Origin of the sequence: Bartonella kosoyi (assembly GCF_003606325.2) — a bacterium.
Lineage (GTDB): Bacteria > Pseudomonadota > Alphaproteobacteria > Rhizobiales > Rhizobiaceae > Bartonella > Bartonella kosoyi.
In genome coordinates, this window is sequence record NZ_CP031843.2 from 578,991 (window position 1) to 595,206 (window position 16,216).

14 protein-coding genes are annotated in these 16,216 nt (G+C 38.4%); 7 read left to right on the top strand and 7 right to left on the bottom strand.

Going from position 1 to position 16,216, the window contains the following annotated elements; all coding sequences use genetic code 11:
* Positions 1 to 360: 360 nt before the first annotated feature.
* From D1093_RS02280 to D1093_RS02290, 3 genes are read right to left on the bottom strand one after another with little or no spacing between them, the layout of a single operon-like run.
* Positions 361 to 1,281: a metal ABC transporter solute-binding protein, Zn/Mn family gene (locus tag D1093_RS02280; protein WP_120100408.1), complete on the bottom strand. Its 921-nt coding sequence runs from the start codon at positions 1,279 to 1,281 to the stop codon at positions 361 to 363.
* Between the two features lie 10 nt (positions 1,282 to 1,291).
* Positions 1,292 to 2,161, bottom strand: coding sequence for a metal ABC transporter permease (locus D1093_RS02285; protein ID WP_120100409.1), 870 nt, complete (start codon positions 2,159 to 2,161; stop codon positions 1,292 to 1,294).
* A 3-nt stretch (positions 2,162 to 2,164) separates the two neighbouring features.
* On the bottom strand, positions 2,165 to 2,917 hold the full coding sequence (locus D1093_RS02290; RefSeq protein WP_120100411.1) for an ABC transporter ATP-binding protein: 753 nt from the start codon (positions 2,915 to 2,917) through the stop codon (positions 2,165 to 2,167).
* 678 nt (positions 2,918 to 3,595) lie between these two features.
* Between D1093_RS02290 and nrdH the strand changes: the two genes are divergently transcribed.
* Genes nrdH through nrdF form a run of 4 tightly spaced genes read left to right on the top strand, consistent with a single transcriptional unit; the run spans position 3,596 to position 7,336 of the window.
* Positions 3,596 to 3,820 carry a glutaredoxin-like protein NrdH gene (gene nrdH, locus D1093_RS02295; protein WP_005774163.1) on the top strand — a complete coding sequence of 75 codons (225 nt, stop codon included), beginning with the start codon at positions 3,596 to 3,598 and terminating at the stop codon, positions 3,818 to 3,820.
* Complete coding sequence (nrdI, locus tag D1093_RS02300) at positions 3,820 to 4,218, top strand: class Ib ribonucleoside-diphosphate reductase assembly flavoprotein NrdI (protein ID WP_012230603.1); 399 nt, start codon at positions 3,820 to 3,822, stop codon at positions 4,216 to 4,218. Before nrdH ends, nrdI begins: the two co-directional genes overlap by 1 nt.
* Entirely contained in the window at positions 4,200 to 6,350 is a 2,151-nt protein-coding gene (gene nrdE, locus D1093_RS02305; RefSeq protein WP_120100412.1) for a class 1b ribonucleoside-diphosphate reductase subunit alpha, read from the top strand. The genes nrdI and nrdE overlap by 19 nt, the downstream gene beginning before the upstream one ends.
* 11 nt (positions 6,351 to 6,361) lie before the next feature.
* Positions 6,362 to 7,336, top strand: coding sequence for a class 1b ribonucleoside-diphosphate reductase subunit beta (nrdF, locus tag D1093_RS02310; protein ID WP_120100413.1), 975 nt, complete (start codon positions 6,362 to 6,364; stop codon positions 7,334 to 7,336).
* Here nrdF and prmC read toward each other — a convergent pair.
* From prmC to secA, 4 genes are all read right to left on the bottom strand, one after another.
* Positions 7,333 to 8,199, bottom strand: coding sequence for a peptide chain release factor N(5)-glutamine methyltransferase (gene prmC / locus D1093_RS02315; RefSeq protein ID WP_120100414.1), 867 nt, complete (start codon positions 8,197 to 8,199; stop codon positions 7,333 to 7,335). The genes nrdF and prmC overlap by 4 nt on opposite strands.
* A complete protein-coding gene (prfA, locus tag D1093_RS02320) occupies positions 8,196 to 9,272 on the bottom strand; it encodes a peptide chain release factor 1 (protein WP_120100416.1) in 1,077 nt (358 codons plus the stop codon). Before prfA ends, prmC begins: the two co-directional genes overlap by 4 nt.
* A 224-nt stretch (positions 9,273 to 9,496) precedes the next feature.
* Complete coding sequence (locus D1093_RS02325; protein WP_120100417.1) at positions 9,497 to 9,988, bottom strand: Fur family transcriptional regulator; 492 nt, start codon at positions 9,986 to 9,988, stop codon at positions 9,497 to 9,499.
* Complete coding sequence (gene secA, locus D1093_RS02330) at positions 9,927 to 12,644, bottom strand: preprotein translocase subunit SecA (protein ID WP_120100419.1); 2,718 nt, start codon at positions 12,642 to 12,644, stop codon at positions 9,927 to 9,929. The genes D1093_RS02325 and secA overlap by 62 nt, the downstream gene beginning before the upstream one ends.
* A gap of 423 nt (positions 12,645 to 13,067) precedes the next feature.
* Here secA and D1093_RS02335 point away from each other — a divergent pair, with 423 nt between their 5' ends.
* From D1093_RS02335 to mutT, 3 genes are all read left to right on the top strand, one after another.
* Positions 13,068 to 14,021 (top strand): peptidylprolyl isomerase, encoded by a 954-nt coding sequence (locus D1093_RS02335; RefSeq protein ID WP_120100420.1) that lies wholly within the window; start codon positions 13,068 to 13,070, stop codon positions 14,019 to 14,021.
* 131 nt (positions 14,022 to 14,152) lie between these two features.
* On the top strand, positions 14,153 to 15,385 hold the full coding sequence (argJ, locus tag D1093_RS02340; protein ID WP_120100422.1) for a bifunctional glutamate N-acetyltransferase/amino-acid acetyltransferase ArgJ: 1,233 nt from the start codon (positions 14,153 to 14,155) through the stop codon (positions 15,383 to 15,385).
* A gap of 121 nt (positions 15,386 to 15,506) precedes the next feature.
* Entirely contained in the window at positions 15,507 to 15,920 is a 414-nt protein-coding gene (mutT, locus tag D1093_RS02345; RefSeq protein WP_120100423.1) for an 8-oxo-dGTP diphosphatase MutT, read from the top strand.
* Positions 15,921 to 16,216: the final 296 nt, after the last annotated feature.

Below are 16,216 nucleotides of genomic sequence, written 5' to 3' on the forward strand. Positions count from 1 at the left end.
CAGCCCTAATACCGTAAATTTTTTTCATTCCACCTTTGTTCCATGTTGAATCATCAAAACCATTCGCTCGCTGTTATAAGCGGGAGGAGCCGTATGAATAAAAAACTATTAAGAAAGGATTTAAAATGCTTCTTATGAATTACTTTAAGTGTTGAGAATTATTGCAAAAGAAACGTTGGAAAATAGAATAATAATGCTTGTGATTTGGGCTCCATGAGGGAATAAATCCATTGATGAGTTTATCTATTTGATTTCTATAAGGTATAAATTTTTTCTGTAAAATTAATTTTGTTTCATAGCATTGATAACATAATCATAGACCTATGATTTTATGAACTTTTTTCTTCTATAAAAAATTTTTTAATGTTTAGTGATGGCATCAATGATGGTATTCACATTATGCTTCATCATATCGAGATAAGTTGCAGCAGGACCATTTTCGTTTGACAATGCATCAGAATAAAGGGTTCCACCAATTTTTAAACCTGTTTCTTTTGAAATTTGTTTTATGAGCCGGGGATTAGAGATATTTTCAACGAACAATGCTGCTGCCTTGTTCGCTTTAATTTGTTTGATAAGTTTAGCAACATCAGCTGCAGTTGCTTCAGCTTCTGTTGAAGCGCTTTGGGGGGCAAGGATAGTAAAGCCATATTCTTTGGCAAAATAGCCAAAAGCGTCATGAGATGTGATAATGATACGTTTATCTTTAGGGATAGTGGCAATTTTTGTTTTTAAGGTCTCTTGTGCTGTTTTAAGCTTTTTGATGTAGGTTTCAGCATTTTTATTGTAAAGCGGACAAGATTGTGGATCAATTTTACAAAAAGCAACAGCGATATTCTTCACATAGATTTCGACATTGGGAATTGTTTGCCAAGCATGCGGATCAATAATGCTGTGATGGTGGTGATGGGCATCATGTTCTTGATTTTTCATTTCGAGGGGGGGAATGTTAGCACTAACCTCGACAAGAAGTGCTTTTGTATCGCTTGCAGTGATGAGGCGATCAATGAACCCCTCTAAATGAAGTCCATTAATAAAAATAATCTGAGCATTTCTAAGAGCTTGAGCGTCAAGGGGGGTAGGTTCATAAGTGTGGGTATTCGCATTGGGTCCTACAAAAGTGGTCATAGAGATATTGTTGCCTCCTACATTTTTTACGATGTCTGCAAGAATAGAGAAGCTTGTAACAACTTTTATTTTATTGTGTGCAGAAGCAGAAAAGGGAGAAAGGGCAAACAATAAAGCACTGAGAAGAACAAATTTTTGAGTAAATTTAGGCATTGTTTTTTCTTTAAAGTGAGGAAGTATAAAAAAGGTTGGGAAACCATGTTACAATAAAACCGCGTGGACTGATAAAGCAGGAAATAAGGTAAATCAATCCTGCGGCAATGATAATAGCAGGGCCAGAAGGCAGGGAGAGATGAAAAGAAAGCAAAAGACCACATACGCTAGAAATGATTCCAAAAAGAGTAGAAAGTACGCAAATAGGGAGGAGCCGTGAAAACCAAAAACGGGCTGTAATCGCGGGAATCATCATAATGCCAACGGAAAGTAATGTTCCTAGTGATTGAAAGCCTCCAACCAGATTCAACACCACAAGTCCAAGCAATGAAATGTGAATATATTTACTCAATGGAGAGAGTGATTTAAAAAAGAGAGGGTCAAAGCTTTCTAAGACAAGCGCACGCCAAAAAATAAAAAGGCTGCAAAGTGTAATCAGCATTATGGTGGTGATCAACCAAAGAGCTTGTGTATCAATTGCAAGAACCGATCCAAATAAGAGATGAAGCAGTTCAATGGTTGAATTTTTCAGTGAGATAATAATGACACCTGCTGCAAGTGCAATAAGATAGAAGACGGTCATAGATGCGTCTTCTTTCTGAAAACTATTTCGTGAAATTAAAACGGTTGCTAAAGCAACAATAATGCCAGCAGAAATACCACCAAGTGTCATAGATATAAGGGAGAAGCCGCAAATGAGAAAAGCAGTTGCAACACCAGGAAGAATGGCATGAGAGATAGCATCTCCTGTCAAACTCATTCCACGAAGCATCAAAAATACACCAACAGGACAAGCGCTAATAGAGAGGAGAATAGAGCCGATAAGGGCGTTTTGCATAAAGTGGAAATCAACAAAGGGGGCAAGAAAAAATGCATACACGTCTTATAACCTAAGAAAGAGAGAATCATTAATAGGAGGGAGGTGATTTTGTGTACGAATACACAAAGAGTTAGAAGCGAGAGGGGGCATGACGTGGTGAATGGTGTTGTCGAAAAACTGTGTTGTTTCTCCATAAAAGGCATTTTGTTGATTAATTTGAATCATTTGAGGAAAAAATTCTTGCACGACGAGAGGGTCATGGAGTGCTGTGAGAACGGTGCGTCCTTGCTGTTTCCAGTATGTGATCAATGCAAGAAGGTCTTTTTGAGTATTGCGGTCGATACCATTGAAAGGTTCATCAAGCAAGATAATATCGGCATCTTGTGCAATGATACGTGCAAAAAGGGCGCGTTGTAATTGCCCACCTGATAATGTTTCAAGTGAACGAGTAGCAAGTGCTGTGAGTCCAACCATTTCAAGCGCATTCTGAATCTTGGAATCATAAGGGCGTTGGTTTTTCCATAATCCACAAAAGGACCATAATCCTGTTTTGATAAGCGTTTTCACATCAATGGGAAATGTTTGGTCTATATCACACTGCTGAGCAAGATAAGCAATACGGCTTTTTTGGGGTTTTGTAATTTTCCCCTTAAGAGGTTTAATCAATCCAGCGATGGCTTTGAGCAATGTTGATTTTCCAGCGCCGTTATCACCCGTTATTGCAATCAAGGAACCCGCTTTGAACTTTGCTGAAAAGCCCTTGATCGTTATTCTATTCCCATAGCCTAATGTTGTCTTTTTAAAGTGCAGATCCATAACGTATACCATCGTTGCTTATTACTTTGAAAATTATGTAATAATATAACGTTTGTCAATAAAATGTTATATTATTACATAATTTTTGAGTGCTGAATATTTTAGTGGGAAGATCGTGGACAATTCAAAATAATGGTCGAATTTTTCTTGACGAAAGAGCGAGAGTATATACTATATATAGTATCAAAATGATTGGTGATTCTAAATAAGCACAAGAGAGGGTGTTAGTGTGTTTCGTTTGGTATCTAAGTTATTTCCAATATTATCGTAAAAGTTTGTTGAGCAAGAGTAGAGCGATATTCTTGCTGGAAGGTCTCTTTTGGAAGGATTTCCTTTCATTTTTGTAATTGATTTTTGCCGTAAAAGAGTAAAACAGAACTCTTGAAAACGGTGGTTTAGAACGTTAGTTTTTTAGACAGCAGGAGGGAATTGTGTGCCAAGCAAAAGATTGTTTTATAACTGGGAGTCATTTAAGTTGTAGAGCAATCGCTTATTCTCATCATAGTTTTTGAAGTTATTTGATGAGAGATTCCGTTATTTTCAAAAAGCTGTGTGCTATTTGAAAATAATCGCACGTTTTGCGTACAATTTCTGTTGTTTGTTATTCTTGAGTACCTATAAAATTATTAGATTGACTCTTTTAGGGTTGATTGTTTTGAATTGTGAAAGTTGAAGAAAATGTCGATCACTATTTATAGCAAACCATCTTGTGTTCAATGTGATGCTACACGCCGTGCTTTTGATGCAAAGGGCATTCATTATCGTGTTGTTGATATTTCTTGTGATGAACAAGCATACAGTTTTGTTCAATCTCTGGGGTATCGTCAAGTTCCTGTCGTTGTTTGTGGTGAGAATCATTGGTCTGGTTTTAGACCAGATATGATTAGTGGTCTTTGTGCTTAATGGGGCTTATTGTTTATTATTCGAGTGCAACGGGTAATACAGAACATTTTGTCTCGCAGCTTGGTCAACGACTCTTCAAAATTGATAAAAGAAAGCCCTCTGCATTCGTTGGTGAACCTTATGTATTGGTTGTTCCTACCTATGCAGATGGAGAAGGAAGAGGGGCGGTGCCGAAAGCCGTTATTCATTTTCTTAATGAAGCTGAGAACCGCAAGTTAATTCGTGGTGTTATTGGCAGTGGGAATCGTAATTTTGGTCGCTATTATAGTTTAGCCAGTAAGATCATTGCTGAAAAATGTGGTGTCCCTTGCCTTTACCGTTTTGAGCTGCGTGGCACTGATGAAGACGTTATTTGTGTAAAAAAGGGATTGGAAAGATTTTGGAAACAATTGGGATAGAACAGTCGCAGAAATCCGATCAGATTACGGATTATCATGCGCTGAATGCAATGCTTAATCTTTATGATGAAAATGGTCATATCCAATTTGATATGGATCGGCTTGCTGCACGGCAATATTTTCTTCAGCATGTTAATCAAAATACAGTTTTTTTTCATAATCTGAAGGAAAAAATAGATTACTTAATAGAGGAAGGTTATTATGAAAAAGCTTTATTTGAGCTTTATGATTTTTCTTTTATTAAAAAGCTTTTTAAACGCGCTTATGCGTTTAAATTTCGTTTTCCTACCTTTCTAGGTGCATTTAAATACTATACCAGCTATACGCTAAAGACTTTTGATGGGAAGCGTTATCTTGAACGTTATGAAGATCGTATCTGTCTGGTGGCCTTATATTTAGCACAAGGAAATAAAGCTCTTGCTGAAAGTTTTGTGGATGAGATTATTACGGGGCGTTTTCAACCAGCAACGCCAACATTTTTAAATGCTGGAAAAAAACAACGTGGTGAATTGGTTTCGTGTTTTTTGCTCCGTGTTGAAGATAATATGGAATCGATAGGTCGTGCGGTTAATTCGGCTTTGCAGCTTTCAAAACGCGGTGGAGGTGTGGCACTTTGTTTAACAAATTTGCGGGAGGCTGGAGCGCCAATTAAGCAAATAGAAAATCAATCATCTGGTGTTTTACCGGTGATGAAACTTTTGGAAGATTCTTTTTCTTATGCCAATCAGCTTGGGGCACGACAGGGAGCTGGAGCTGTTTATTTGCATGCACATCATTTAGATATTATGAAATTTTTGGATACAAAACGTGAAAATGCTGATGAAAAAGTCAGAATAAAAACGCTTTCGCTTGGGGTGGTTATTCCTGATATTACTTTTGAGCTTGCTCGAAATAATGAGGATATGTATCTCTTCTCATCTTATGATATTGAGCGTGTGACAGGCAAACCCTTTAGCGATATTTCTTTAACGGAGCATTATCGCTCTTTTGTTGATAATGCAAAGATTCGTAAGAAGAAAATAAGTGCACGCGTTTTTTTTCAGACATTAGCGGAAATTCAATTTGAGTCTGGTTATCCTTATATTTTATTTGAGGACACTGCTAATCGATCGAATCCGATTGCTGGACGCATAAGTATGAGCAATTTATGTTCAGAAATTTTGCAGGTGAGTGAGGCGAGTGAACTGGAGACAGATTTAACCTATCGCACGATTGGAAGTGATATATCCTGTAATCTTGGATCGATGAATATTGCCAAAGCTATGGAAAGTCCTGATTTCGGACAGACGGTGGAATCTGCTATTCGCGCCCTTACTGCGGTTTCGGATATGAGTAATATTGCGTGCGTGCCGTCCATTGCGAAAGGCAATGCTGAAAGTCATGCGATTGGTTTGGGACAGATGAATTTGCATGGGTTTCTAGCGCGTGAGCAGATCTATTATGGGTCTCCAGAAGCGATTGATTTTACTAATATCTATTTTTATATTGTGACATATCACGCCATACGGGTTTCCAATTTAATTGCGCGCGAACGTCAAGAGATGTTTGCAGGATTTGAGAAATCAGCTTATGCCGATGGACATTTTTTCGAAAAATATATTGAAAAAGAATGGAAACCGCAGTTTGCGCTTGTACAAGAGCTTTTTGCACGAAATAATATTGTTATCCCAGATCAAAAGGATTGGCAGGAACTCAAGAAACGCGTTATTAAGTATGGGCTTTATAACCGCAATTTGCAGGCAGTGCCTCCTACGGGATCTATTTCCTACATTAATCATGCCACTTCTTCTATTCATCCAATTGCTTCAAAAATTGAAATTCGCAAAGAGGGGAAAATTGGGCGCGTTTATTATCCCGCACCTTATATGGATAATACGAATTTGAATTTTTACCAAGATGCTTATGAGATTGGTCCTGAAAAAATTATAGATACCTATGCTGCTGCAACACAGCATGTTGATCAAGGTCTTTCGTTAACATTATTTTTTCCGGATACCGCTACCACACGTGATATTAACCGCGCACAAATTTATGCCTGGAAAAAGGGGATAAAGAGTATTTACTATGTGCGGCTGCGACAAGTCGCATTGAGTGGAACAGAAGTTGATGGCTGTGTTTCGTGCAGTTTATAGGAGGTCATCATATGACAAAGATTACAACCAAAAATCCTATTGTGTCTGCTGTTAATTGGAATAGATTACACGATGAGAAAGATCTTGAAGTATGGAACCGCTTAACTGGAAATTTTTGGTTGCCTGAGAAGGTTCCACTTTCCAATGATATTCCCTCATGGTCAAGTTTGACGGAAGAAGAACGTAAATTGACGATTCGTGTTTTTACGGGATTAACGCTTCTAGACACAATTCAAAATACGGTAGGAGCTATTTCATTGCTTGCTGATGCGATAACAGAGCATGAAGAGGCTGTTTTAACGAATATTGCGTTTATGGAAGCGGTTCATGCACGTTCTTATTCCTCTATTTTTTCAACTCTTTGCTCGACGGTAGAAGTTGATGATGCATTTAGATGGTCAGAAGAAAATAGTCATTTACAGAAAAAGGCTCGATTAGTCCTTGAGCGTTATGAAGCAAATGATCCACTAAAGAAGAAAATTGCCTCGACTTTGCTAGAAAGCTTTTTATTTTATTCTGGTTTTTATTTGCCCATGTATTGGGCCAGTCGCGCTAAGTTGACCAATACAGCAGACCTCATTCGATTAATCATTCGTGATGAAGCAGTCCATGGTTATTATATAGGGTATAAATTCCAATTGGGCTATGCAAAGCTTGAGGAAGCCAAAAGAAAAGAAGTTAAAGATTTTGCTTTTAACTTGCTCTTTGACCTTTATAACATCGAGTGCAAATATACTGAAGATCTTTATGATTCCCTTGGATTGACGGAAGATGTGAAAATTTTTCTTCATTATAATGCCAACAAGGCTTTAATGAATTTGGGTTTTGAAGCTCTTTTCCCCCCTGAGGTTTGTCGTGTTAACCCTGCGATTTTGGCAGCTTTATCGCCAAACTCTGATGAGAATCATGACTTTTTTTCAGGAGCTGGTTCTTCTTATGTCATTGGTAAGGCAGTTGCTACCACGGATGATGATTGGGAATTTTAAGGCTTGCACGCAAATAGAAGTGCGCGGAGTACCCCATTGAGATCTTTGCGCATTTCTAAACATTGAAAGCCATTTTTTTCAAACAAATCGTAGACTTCTTTTTCTTGAGAATAGCCGATTTCAACAGCGATAGTGCCGTTTTCTTTTAAGTAGTTGGCGGCTTCATGGGCGAGCTTTCGATAAAAATCAAGCCCATCTTTTCCCCCGTTAAGAGCGCGCAATGGGTCATGTAAGCGCACTTCTTTTGCAAGTTTATTGATATCTTTTTCGGGAATATAGGGTGGGTTGGAAACGATAAAATCAAAGCGATCTGTAACAGAATCAAACCAATCGCTAAGAAGAGGTGTGAAGCGATGTATGACATCAGCATTTTTTGCATTTTTTGTAGCCGTTTTAAGGGCATCTTCAGAAATATCGACCGCCACTGCATAGGATTGGGGAATTTGTTTAAGGATAGCAATGGCAATGGCACCACTTCCTGTTCCCATATCAAGGAATGTTATTCTTTTTGAATTTTTAACCTGTTTTTTTAGGAAAGGGAGAACAAGATCGATGAGTGTTTCTGTATCCGGACGGGGCTCTAACGTTTCTTGAGACAACGCGAAAGATATACCATAAAATTCTCGTGCTCCTATAATACGGTAGACGGGCTCTCCCGCAATACGGCGTTTTATAGCTTGTTCTATTTGTCTAATATGCTCAGAAGATAAATGCATATCTGGTTTAGAAATTCTTGTCGCAGCATTGATTCCTGTTATCCATTCAACGAGTACTTTCGCATCGAGATCGGCTTCAGAAATTCCTTTCGTGCGCAATTTTTCTTGCGTTTGTTGGATGACATTTTTGAAAGAATATTTGCTCAATTATTATCCATTTCCATGAGAAGTGCTGTTTGATAATCTGAGATGAGTGCATGAATAATCTCATCAAGATCTCCTTCCAAAATGCGATCAAGCTTGTACAGGGTCAGATTAATACGGTGATCGGTGACGCGCCCTTGTGGAAAATTATAGGTACGAATACGTTCTGAACGATCACCAGAGCCAACTTGGCTTTTACGAGAAGCTGAACGTTCACTTTCTACCTTTTGTCGTTCGATATCGAATAAGCGTGCCCTTAAAATTTGAAGAGCTCGTGCACGGTTTTGGTGTTGTGATTTTTCTGCCTGTACCACCATAATTCCTGTTGGAATATGGGTGATACGAACAGCTGAATCCGTTGTATTGACATGCTGTCCTCCTGCTCCAGATGCACGCATTGTATCAATACGAATATCTTCAGGACGAATATGAATATCAATTTCTTCAGCTTCTGGAAGCACTGCAACAGTAGCAGCTGATGTATGGATACGTCCTCCGGTTTCTGTTTCAGGGATGCGTTGCACACGATGGACACCTGATTCATATTTCAATTTAGAAAAGACACCTTTGCCTGAGATGGTCGCAATAATCTCTTTATATCCACCAACTTCCCCCTCACTGAGTGAAATAATCTCTACTTTCCAATGGTGAGCATGGGCATAACGTTCATACATGCGGAAAAGATCACCGGAAAAAAGTGCAGCTTCTGATCCACCCGTTCCTGCTCGAATTTCAACAATAGCGCTTTTTTCATCTGCTACATCTTTAGGCAAAAGCAGAATTTGGAGTTCTTTTTCAAGTTGCTCTACTTTTTTATATAACGATGGGAGTTCTTCTTGGGCAAGATGACGCATCTCTATATCTGTTTGTTTATCGTTGATAATTGTTTCTAATTCTGTAATCTCTGCGTAAAGAGCATTTAATGCGCGTATAGAAGCAATAACGGGTTGTAGTTCTGCATATTCAGAAGCTAATTTGACATATGTTTCAGCATTTGGATTGGTCGTCATTTGGCTTTCAATTATTTCAAAGCGCTTTTCAAGCTGTTTTATGCGATCTTGTGGCAAAGAAACCATGATAATATTAGCCTAATTTTTCATAATACAATTTTTTATAATATCTTATTGCAATGCTTTTTTGTTAGAACACTGGCAATGAATGAGCGTACAGCATCATACAAAAAGGGGTAATAAAGCAGAAAAACTTTTTTGCCAATGAAAACTATTCTATTTTCAAGGTAAATTTTTATAAAATACAGCCGGTCTGAGATGTTTTCATCTCATGGCATATAATCATCTTTTTAAGAGTTTTTTTTTCCGTAAAGTTCAAGACGATGATGAATAATATCATAGCCAAGGGATTTTGCAATTTCCTCTTGCAATTTTTCAATAACATCCGAATGAAACTCGATAACTTGTCCTGTTTCTATATCAATGAGATGATCATGATGTTGCCCATCTGCTTGCTCAAAACGAGATGGACCACCACTAAAGGTATGACGGTGAATTGTCCCATTGACTTCCAATTTTTTCATGGTTCGATAAACCGTTGAGAGCGAAATACTCGAATCTATTTTGTTTGCACGCTGAAAAATTTCAAATGCATTGGGATGATCATTTGTATCAGCCAAAATATCAAGAATAACACGCCGTTGGCGCGTTACTCTTAAACCAGCCGCGCGCAATTCTTGCTCATAGTTTCGTTTTTTATTCATCTTCATTGTTTGCTTTTCAAACAAAGGCTCCATGACAGTGTTTGTATTTCTTCTCTGAACCGCAAGGGCAACGTTCATTGCGTCCAACTTTTCCCCATGTCGTTACATCATTGGGGTCACGGTCTTGTGGATTAACAAATCTATTTTCTTGTGATCGTGCCCATAAATGGGAACCATTTCCTTGATTTTGATCATTAAAGACAGAAGAATCAGCACCAGTTTGTTCAGGCATGGTCGATTCGGTAGGTTGTTGAATAATCTCAAAGCGCATAAGTTTAGAAGTGACAATTCGGCGTAAATTCCTCAACATACCTTGAAAGAGCTCAAAAGATTCTGTTTTATATTCATTGAGTGGATCTCGCTGCGCATAACCACGAAAACCAACAACAGAACGCAAATGATCTAAACTGACCAGATGTTCACGCCATAACGTGTCAATGGTTTCGAGCAATACTGCTTTGTGAAAATAAGCCATAACCTCTGGAGAGTAGCGTTCAGTACGCTCATTTTCGAGTTTTGTAACAGCATCTGAGATACGCTCTAAAATTTGTTCTTCGGCAATTCCATCTTCTTTTGCCCATTCTTGCACAGGAAGTTCAAGATTAAAGAGCTCTTGAATCTCCTCTTCGAGAGTTTTTACATCCCATTTTTCAGAATATGTTCCTGATGGAATATAAGTCTCTACCAGATCCTCCACAACTTCATCGCGCATTTCATGGATCATTTCTGATAAATCGTCTGCGTTCATGATCTCCATACGCTGTTCAAAAATAACCTTGCGTTGATCATTCATGACATCATCATATTTTAGCAGATTTTTACGAATTTCAAAGTTTCGTGCTTCGACCTTTTTTTGTGCTTTTTCAAGAGCTTTATTAATCCACGGATGGATAATAGCTTCATTTTCTTTCAATCCAAGTTTCTGTAGCATGCTATCCATACGGTTGGAGCCGAAGATACGCATAAGATCATCTTGAAGAGAAAGAAAGAATTTTGAGCGACCAGGATCGCCTTGGCGACCAGAACGCCCACGAAGCTGGTTATCAATACGACGGCTTTCATGGCGTTCAGTCGCAATAACGTAAAGTCCCCCAGCCGCTAAAGCCTCTTCTTTAAGTTGTTTGACATCTTTTTTGATTTCTTCAATTTTAGCAGTTCGCTCTGGCCCTTCGGGGATATCGTGTAATTCTTGTCGGATGCGCATTTCAACATTACCACCAAGCTGTATATCTGTACCGCGTCCTGCCATGTTGGTTGCGATGGTAAGAGCACCAGGAACACCTGCTTGTGCGATGATGTATGCTTCTTGCTCGTGATAGCGAGCATTTAAGACTCTAAAATCGGTAATACCCTCTTTTCGCAAACGTTCTGCCAATTGCTCTGACTTTTCAATAGAGGTTGTTCCAACAAGAATAGGCTGTTTTTTTTCGTGCGCTTGACGGATATTATGCACAATCGCTCGGTATTTCTCTTCTGCTGTTCGATAAATTTCATCATCTTCGTCAAGACGTTGTACTGGTAAATTGGTTGGGACTTCGACAACGTCAAGACCATAAATATTTCTGAATTCTTCGGCTTCTGTTGTTGCAGTTCCAGTCATTCCAGATAATTTTCTATACATGCGGAAATAATTTTGGAAAGTGATGGAAGCAAGTGTCTGATTTTCTGGTTGAATAGCAACATGCTCTTTAGCTTCTAACGCTTGATGAAGTCCCTCAGAATAACGCCGTCCAGGCATCATTCTGCCTGTAAATTCATCGATAATCACAATTTCATCATTGCGAACAATGTAATCTTTATCGCGAACAAATAGTTTATGAGCTTTTAGAGCATTATTAACATGATGAACGATAGCGACATTTTCTATGTCATAAAGACTTTCACCCTTAAGATACCCAGATTGTTCAAGCATTTTTTCAATTTTTTCAGTACCAACTTCGGTAAAGGTCGTTGTTTTTTGTTTTTCATCTATTTCATAGTCTTCTGGCGTTAAGGCAGGAATAAATGTGTCAATAAGGTTATAAAAGTCTGTACGATCTTCTAGAGGACCAGAAATAATAAGGGGTGTCCGCGCTTCATCAATGAGGATAGAATCCACTTCATCGACAATTGCATAGTGGTGCCCACGTTGAACCATTTGACTATGATCGAAAGCCATATTATCACGCAAATAATCAAAACCTAGTTCATTATTTGTCGCATAGGTGATGTCACATGCATAGGCTGCTCTACGGGCATCGCTATCAAGATCATGAAGAATGACACCCGTTGTAAGCCCAAGAAAACTAAAAATTTTTCCCATTGTTTCAGCATCACGACTGGCAAGATAATCGTTTACTGTCACAACATGAACGCCTTTACCTTCCAATGCATTGAGATAAATTGGTAGAGTGGCCATTAATGTTTTACCTTCACCGGTACGCATTTCAGCTATGCCACAGTTGTGAAGGACCATTCCACCAATAAGTTGTACATCAAAAGGACGCATATCATAAACACGTTTTGCGGCTTCACGAGCCGTTGCAAACGCTTCTGGTAAGAGTAAATCAATACTTTCACCTTCACTAAGACGTTTACGAAAGACTTCTGTCTTTTGGCAAAGCTGCTCATCGCTTAATTTTACAAATTGTTCTTCCAAAGCATTAATTTGTGCAACTTTTTGGCGGAATGCTTTGAGACGTCTCTCATGAGCTGAACCAAAAAATTTACGTGCAAAAACACCTAAACTGACCATCTCTGGCCCTTTCTTTTAATTGTTGTCACTCTTATTGGGAAATTCATACGATCTCCCCATGTTCCACATTTTCTTTAAGTCTTCTGATATCATGAAATGCAGATGGTACCATTATACTTGCCGGTGTGCAATTTTTCACTTTAAATTGTAGAGTAGAGATAAGAGGCCAAGGGCGCTATGTCAACTTTAGCTATGTTATTTAACAGATACAATACAAAGTAATTTAAGATACAATACGCCATTTTTTCCATTATCATGTTTTTCATTTGTGTTAGATAGGGTTGAAGAAATCGAGATAGAAGGGCAATTTTATACTTTTTAAAATAAAATTACTGATTTATTTCTCTCTGTTTAAAGATTAAAGTGTTATGGTAAAGAAAATTGGAATCTTGAACCTGCCTTGCATTTTTAAGGAGTATATCTATGAAATTTAACTTTATCACGCTGTTTTTAGCATCAACTTTATTGGCAAGTACAAGTTTAGGGGTGAGGGCCCAAGAAGGTGCGAATTCATCGTCGAATGATTTAAAGACTTTGGAGAAAGCTTCTGAAAAAGCCGTTTCTCCTTCTCATGTTATGGCTGTTATTGATGGAAAGAATATTACAGCAGGACAATTGGATGAGTTAGCACTTGAAATAAATCCTAATTTAGCCCGTTTTCCTGATGAACAACGCCGTGTTATGGTCTTAAAAGCTTATTTGGATATGCAGGCACTTGCAAAAGCAGCCAAAAGCAAAGGTCTTGATAAGACAGAAGCTTACGATAAACGAATGGCAGTTATGCGTGACAATGTGCTCCAACAGCTTTATTTTAAACAGGCAATTGTTGACAAAATCTCGGATACTGATTTGGAAGTTCTTTATAAGCAAGAAATTACTGCTTTACCTAAAGAAGATGAAGTTAAAGCTCGTCATATTTTGGTCAAAACCAGAAAAGAAGCAGAAGCTATCATTAAGCATTTAAATAAAGGCGAAGATTTTGAAGAGATTGCAAAGAAAAGTTCAACAGATGGTTCCGCTGCTGTTGGGGGTGATCTTGGTTATTTTAGTCATGGTCAAATGGTTAAGCCTTTTGAAGATGCAGCATTTGGTTTGAAAGTTGGCGAATACACGAAACAACCCGTTGAAAGTCCTTTTGGTTGGCATATTATTAAATTAGAAGATCGTCGTGTAAAACAGCCTCCTGCATTTGATGATGTTAAAGAGATGTTGCGCACACAGTTGATAAAAAAGCGCTATCAAGAACTCATCGTTGATTTGCGTAGCAAGATAGATGTGAAATATCCTGATCCTAATGTTACAAAAATCATGGAATCGCTTAATCAAAATGGAACGCTGCTTCCCGATGAGACATCCGACGAAGAAGATACGGAATAACGAGAAAAAATAAATAGATAGCCTCTTTAATAGATAGTTCGCTAGGTTCGTTTTTTCAAAAAAAACCTAGCAGTTTTCTATGAGAGGTTATTAATCTGCAATCATTTTATTTATTTTTTAGAAAGCATATTGTGGTTTTTAAAATATCTCCCTTGACGCCTCAAAATATCCAAGAGCTTTCCCCATTATCTGGTGTACGGATAGCAACAGCTAAAGCTGGGATTAAATATAAAGATCGTACAGATCTCCTTTTTATGGTATTCGATAAACCAGTGAGTGTGGCAGGTGTTTTTACACGTTCAAAATGTCCATCTGCCCCTGTAGAGCATTGTCGTGCATCGCTTCCCCATGGGGTTGCGAGGGGTGTTGTTGTGAATTCTGGAAATGCAAACGCTTTTACGGGGAGTAAAGGAAAGAACACAACCAATGAAATCATCTGTGCAGCAGCGGACACTTTAAAGGTAAGAGAAAATGAAATTTTTATAGCTTCTACAGGTGTTATTGGTGAGCCAATGGATGCTTCAGGTATTGTAGATCTTTTACCAAGTATGGCAGAGACAGCAGAAAAGGGAAATTGGTTGGAAGCTGCAAAAGCCATCATGACAACAGACACATTTCCAAAACTTGCGACGCGTACTTTTGATTGTGGAGGGGAGAATGTTACCATTCATGGAATTGCAAAAGGTGCTGGGATGATTGCACCCGATATGGCAACAATGCTCTCGTTTGTGGTCAGTGATGCGACTATTTCTTCCGAGATGCTTCAATCCATGTTATCAGAGGCTGTTGAGGGTTCTTTCAATTCGATTACTGTCGATAGTGATACTTCGACATCAGATACACTTATGTTATTTGCGACAGGCAAAGAAAGCTTTCCTCCCCTTACGCAGAGAGTTGATTCACGTTATAGCGTTTTTGTGAAACAATTGAGTGCTCTTCTGCATGAACTTGCACTCCAAGTGGTTTGTGATGGTGAAGGTGCGCGTCATTTAATTGAGGTTAATGTGAGTGGTGCTACAACAAACAATGCAGCGAAAACGATTGCTTTATCCATTGCAAATTCACCGCTTGTAAAAACGGCTATTGCCGGTGAAGATGCCAACTGGGGGCGAGTCGTTATGGCGGTTGGAAAGGCCGGCGTTGAAGTAGATCGTGATCTGTTGACGATTTGGTTTGGGGAATATCGCTTAGCTGTCAATGGTGAACGAGATCCTAACTATTGCGAAGAAACAATAGCCGCTTATATGCGAGGTAAATACATCACAATTCGTGTTGATATTGGTTTGGGCGCTGGTAAGGCGACGGTTTGGTCTTGCGATTTGACCAAGGAATACGTTATGATCAATGGCGATTACAGAAGTTAACGGATGCACTCTCTATATGTAACGCGGCCTATTATTTTTTTAAAGAGAATGAGATATGTGAACTCTTTTTGAGGTAAGTGAATATGATAAAGAGATAATTATATTCTCATTGGAGAGCGATATGGGTATAAAAAATTCCCTTCTTGTTGTTGTTGCTTGCGCATTGTTAGATCAAAATAATCGTGTTTTGCTTACCAAGCGTCCTGAAGGAAAATCGCTGGCTGGTTTATGGGAGTTTCCTGGTGGAAAGGTTGAGCACGGTGAAACTCCAGAAATTTCATTGATTCGTGAACTAGAAGAAGAGCTTGGCGTGTATGTTCAGGTGGATAATTTACACCCTTTAACGTTTGTGAGCCATAGCTATGCGACATTTCATCTCCTAATGCCGTTGTATCTTTGTCGCCATTATGAAGGTGTTGCTCAAGGGCGAGAAGGACAAAATTTAAAATGGGTTTTTATGAATGATCTTGAGAGATATCCTATGCCTGATGCTGATAAACCATTGGTTCAGGTATTAAAAAATCATCTTCTTTAATGAGTATAAGAAGAAAATATTGTTTAGATATAAGTATTTATTTATAATTTTTCATATTAGATGGAAAAGCTTAATCCTGTAAAATCTTTACATTTAAAATCTATGGATGCTCAATCAATCAAAACCATTCTTGCATGCTCCAAGCGGAGAGCCCCACAGGGATAAAACAATTAAAAAAGACATGAAATTTGTGCTGAAAGAACATTCTCAAATAGCTAAGAGATTATCGCGACATTGAGAATTGGAAAAATTTATAATGATCGCTCTGCATGATTCAGAAGCATAAAGTGGTGCTA